The organism is Pseudomonas mediterranea CFBP 5447 (assembly GCF_000774145.1).
GTDB classification, from domain to species: domain Bacteria; phylum Pseudomonadota; class Gammaproteobacteria; order Pseudomonadales; family Pseudomonadaceae; genus Aquipseudomonas; species Aquipseudomonas mediterranea.
Window position 1 is genome coordinate 1 of the sequence record NZ_KN322963.1, and the last position, 4,043, is coordinate 4,043.

General features: G+C 52.0%; 5 protein-coding genes. 3 read left to right on the forward strand and 2 right to left on the reverse strand.

Features of this window, described 5'->3' with window-relative positions:
- Positions 1 to 767: 767 nt before the first annotated feature.
- From N005_RS01710 to N005_RS27745, 3 genes are all read left to right on the forward strand, one after another.
- Positions 768 to 977, forward strand: a complete 210-nt coding sequence (locus tag N005_RS01710; protein WP_047698624.1) for a hypothetical protein — start codon at positions 768 to 770, stop codon at positions 975 to 977.
- 168 nt (positions 978 to 1,145) lie between these two features.
- Entirely contained in the window at positions 1,146 to 1,442 is a 297-nt protein-coding gene (locus N005_RS01715) for a hypothetical protein (RefSeq protein ID WP_231983237.1), read from the forward strand.
- Between the two features lie 584 nt (positions 1,443 to 2,026).
- A complete protein-coding gene (locus N005_RS27745) occupies positions 2,027 to 2,875 on the forward strand; it encodes a hypothetical protein (RefSeq protein WP_052126341.1) in 849 nt (282 codons plus the stop codon).
- Positions 2,876 to 3,152: 277 nt separating this feature from the next.
- On the opposite strand, the gene N005_RS01730 is transcribed toward N005_RS27745, so the two are convergent.
- Both N005_RS01730 and N005_RS01735 read right to left on the reverse strand, forming a co-directional pair.
- On the reverse strand, positions 3,153 to 3,662 hold the full coding sequence (locus tag N005_RS01730; protein ID WP_047698628.1) for a lysis system i-spanin subunit Rz: 510 nt from the start codon (positions 3,660 to 3,662) through the stop codon (positions 3,153 to 3,155).
- Positions 3,659 to 4,043 (reverse strand): cell wall hydrolase (locus tag N005_RS01735; RefSeq protein WP_047698858.1); only part of this gene is annotated, 385 nt, incomplete at its 5' end. The genes N005_RS01735 and N005_RS01730, both read right to left, overlap by 4 nt.

Below are 4,043 nucleotides of genomic sequence, written 5' to 3' on the forward strand. Positions count from 1 at the left end.
ATGGTGCCCGAAGCCGGAATCGAACCGGCACGCCCTTACGAGCGGGGGATTTTAAGTCCCGAGAGGAAATCAATCAGGATGCGGCTTCCGATAGGTTTTCTGGTTCGCAATCGTGCGCAAATGCCTGCCATACAGCCCAATGTTTCTGCATGCCTGTAAATAATTGCGGACCAGAAAATGTTGCAGATTTCGACGGCTGATTGACGACTCCGCAGATGCAACGGCCGGACGGGTTATGCCGATGTTGCATACATCACACTCGCCCAGCAGGCAATCAGAACCGAGGTGCCGATGACGAGTCACAGGTATGTCCATCGTGGATAAGCAAATCGGAATCGCACTACCCAGGAGACTGACATGACCAAATCAAGTGGCGGATCAGGAGGCCCCAGCACGGGCGGAAAGTCTGGCGGATCGAAAGGAGCACCTGTTCCCAATCTGCCAAGCAAGACCGGGAACCCATCAGGTGGCGGCCGTGGAAATGCGGCACCGAAAGGAAAGTGATTACGATGCAACCGGCGCCCGCGCTTAGGCGCCGGATCGTTGTCAGCCCACCACCGTGTCAAGGTGACCATAAAACCTGCGCAACCGCTTGATCTAAAAAGGAAAACAGGTGTCATTGAGTAGGTAAAAAACAAGCATATTGCCCCATAAGAATCAATAACTTAGCGTTGGATATTCCTACAGTATTCCCTCTCCTCTCCGGCGTCATGGCTCCCGAAAATCCCTACCCTGCTACGCTGATCTCTACTCAGCGGGAGTCAAAAATGCACAACCTCGATCTGCTTCCCCAACTGCTTTCCAAGATCAACGAAAACCAGCTTGCGCTCGAGGCAGCCATCATGGAGTTGTCTAACTGGGTCGCTCTCAACGGCTCGGCCGTGGTCGCTGCCAATGTGCACGGCGCCCTGGATACACTCGTTCAGAATGATGAGTTCATCAAAATGGCCTTGGCGGTAATAAGCTCTCCCGACTGACAGCACGCTGCTCGTCGGCGAGTCCTCACCGGTTTCCTAGCGCCTCGATTACTGTATATCCAAACAGTAAAGCTTGAGGCGTTACCCGTGGATCCGCTAGACATAGAAGACACCGACGATTGGTTGGGCTGCCCTACTCCTCTGGAGATGTACAGGCACTCCTGCCTCATGCTGGAGAACGAAGTGCAGGAGCTGACCACCCAGCTTCGCAAGGCTCGCCAGGATATTTTCGGCTTGATAGAAATGCATGCAGCCGAGGCTAAAGAGTGCGCCCGACTTCGGGCTGAGCTGGCAAAAATCAGACGGAACCTGAGCGATCAGTACCGGGAAAATACGAAACTCGCGAACAGCACTCGGTCGGAACTCTTGGGCCAGGACGCCCTAATAGCTGAATTATACAAGCGGCTTAAGGTCTTTGAGGGTGATCGCCTTCCGGATATGCGAACAGGGAAGAATCGATCCTGACCAGCCCCGGAGAACTTATGTGCGGACGTCTCTCGCAATAACCGGCATCCACGACTTCGTGGCTGGGTCGGTCATGTGGTCCGGGACCTTTGTCGATACCCTGGCGCCCCCGGAGCGGTACAGTGCAGCGCCTTCGCAACTGCTCGCCCTCTTCCACCAGGAGGGCGACGATTTGTACGCCGAACTAGTACGCTGCGGCTGGAAGTCGTACAGGGCAAAAGATCGGGAAGCACCGATGATGCCAGAGTAGAGAAGGTCACCCACGGCCCACTCTTCCGCGCGAACTGGCCGCACCAGGCGATAATCGGCGACCGAAATACGGTTTGAGTGGGTTGACGAGGACGGACCAACAAACAGCCTTACCTGATTAGGCAAATGGAGCAAGCGCCAAGCCACTCTGCCGCCATCGGCCAGTATCCGAATGAAGTGCGCGATGTCGGCGAGGCAAACAGAACGAGCTCATAACTCAATCCATCGCCTAGACTTCCCATACAGGGTTGAGAGATAGCGTATACAGAAAGCTTTGTGACCCTCATGTCATATTCTAAAATTTATCAGGCATACAACCACATGGAAGAGCCACAATGAATAGGAATATTATCGTTATACATCCTTTCGAAACAGAAGAAGACACTCAATTTTCCGACACCAAAAAAAACTGGAATAACGCACGCACCGCAAAAAGAAAAATCCTATATGAAGAAATACGAAAGGAGATACAAATAGAAGAAAAAGAACCTGCTGACTCAGACTCCGACGACGAACCATCCTTAAAACACAAAAAAAGACAATTACACAACCAAATCACCGAGCAAAATATCAAAAAAGTCAAAATAGATTCGAGCGAGCGAATTAATTCAATAAAAAACCACTACACAGACTATCGCTTCATCAATGGATCAGACATCAAGTCTACAAACCAAAGAATCCGTACAAAAGCTGAATCTACTATAAGCTCAGCAGCTTCGTCCTTTGATACAATATACATTCTGGGTCACTGCTCCATTGGAGAAGATTCGATCTCATCTATCGACAACGACAGCAGAATAACCGCAAAGGAATTAGCCGACTTTCTGAAAGAGGCAGGATTAAAAACTAGTTACGCCGGAAAAATTAAAATATATGGCTGCTATTCTGGCTTGGGAATATCAGCGGAAAGTAAATCCTTCGCAAAGAGATTCAGCGAAGAGATGAAAATATTAATGTTTCACAATTGTAGAGTCCAGGGTTATACCACTTATGTAGGAAACTATTTCAAGGGCCATAAAATCGCCTTCACTGGCAACGAAAAAGAGTTAGATCAATTTCAAAAACTAGACAGCACCATAATGAAAACTCACGATTTCGAAAGAAGACAATTATTGGAAAAGAAACTAGATAAAGGACTAAAGAAAATATCAACCCGCTCTAGCAATAAAATAGTAGACGTCTGAAGACATTGCAGAAAAAACCAACAGAAATCACCATAAGATCTGAACTGCGAGAGGCTCTAAGAGATTAACGCACATACATAGCTGGTCCACTGGCAGTTCTCCGGTCGTCACTCCCAACTGCTTCAGGCTTGCTAGTCTCTCGCACACAAGCTTGACATATTCCACGGCAATCAATTGCTGATCAGACACGGTTTTAGCCCTGAGCCAACTACTGAATTCGGTACTGGATGGCCAAACAGCCAACTGTTCGTCCTAAATGTGCTTGCGCCGAACTTTTTCAGCGAGAATTTTCAAGCACATAATTCTGGCATGCCTTCAGCGCGATCAGCCCCCGGTCGCCGTCGTCGGTGATGGCGACAATTCTTTGAGCATGCGCTGGGTCAAGTTGGGCTCTTGCTCCTCCATGAACCACGCCGACGGCGCCGGCAGTGGCAGGCACTGCGCTGCAACTGGCTGGATCCTCGAGGAGGACTGACAGCCGCAAATCAGAAGTGGCAAGGCGATCGCGCAGACGAGCCTGATTGGTTTGAGCATCGCTCAGTTCCTTGAAGTGGGTTTGTTCGCTGGCTGATAGCCGCTGCTCGAGCGCGAGGCGTTTGTCCTGCTCGGCTCGGGCCTGGGTGGCGGCTGCGTTGCTGATGGCGGTGAGGTCATCCTTGTGCAGGCCGGCCTGCTCCGCCAACTGCTTCCCATAACGCCAGTCCTGGACTTTCCAAGCTGCAACGAATGCCAGCAGCACGGCCACCAGCAAGCCGACTGCCCAGGCCTTCCCACCCACGGGGTTCATGGCACGTCCTTGAAGAACAGGTGATTGCCCAGACGCAGGGTCTGCTTCGCCTTCGCCGCCCAGGCCGGTGCCTTGATGCTAGTCGCGTAGTAATGCGTGGCGCCGCCGGTTGGATCGGGCACCGCACCATCGATCACTTTGTCAGCAGCGATCCGGCATTGCGCCAACTCGCGGAACGGGATCTCCTTCACACCGATCAGGAACTGATAATTCGGGTCTGTCTTGTTCCAGCAACTGAACTGGTATAGCGCCTGGCACACACCGGCATATCCCTCGCCCCACCAGGACTTGGCCCGGCCATCTTCCACCCTGTTGCGGATGGCCCAGGCCACAGCGATCTGGCCAGCCAGCCCTTCGCCGCGGGCCTCGCCCCACAGCGTG

What these genes read in the sequence shown, in the direction of transcription:
- N005_RS01710 (WP_047698624.1), top strand. Translation starts at nt 768, where the DNA reads ATGCACAACCTCGATCTGCTTCCCCAACTGCTTTCCAAGATCAACGAA.
- N005_RS01715 (WP_231983237.1), top strand. Translation starts at nt 1,146, where the DNA reads ATGCTGGAGAACGAAGTGCAGGAGCTGACCACCCAGCTTCGCAAGGCT.
- N005_RS27745 (WP_052126341.1), top strand. Translation starts at nt 2,027, where the DNA reads ATGAATAGGAATATTATCGTTATACATCCTTTCGAAACAGAAGAAGAC.
- N005_RS01730 (WP_047698628.1), bottom strand. Translation starts at nt 3,662, where the DNA reads ATGAACCCCGTGGGTGGGAAGGCCTGGGCAGTCGGCTTGCTGGTGGCC.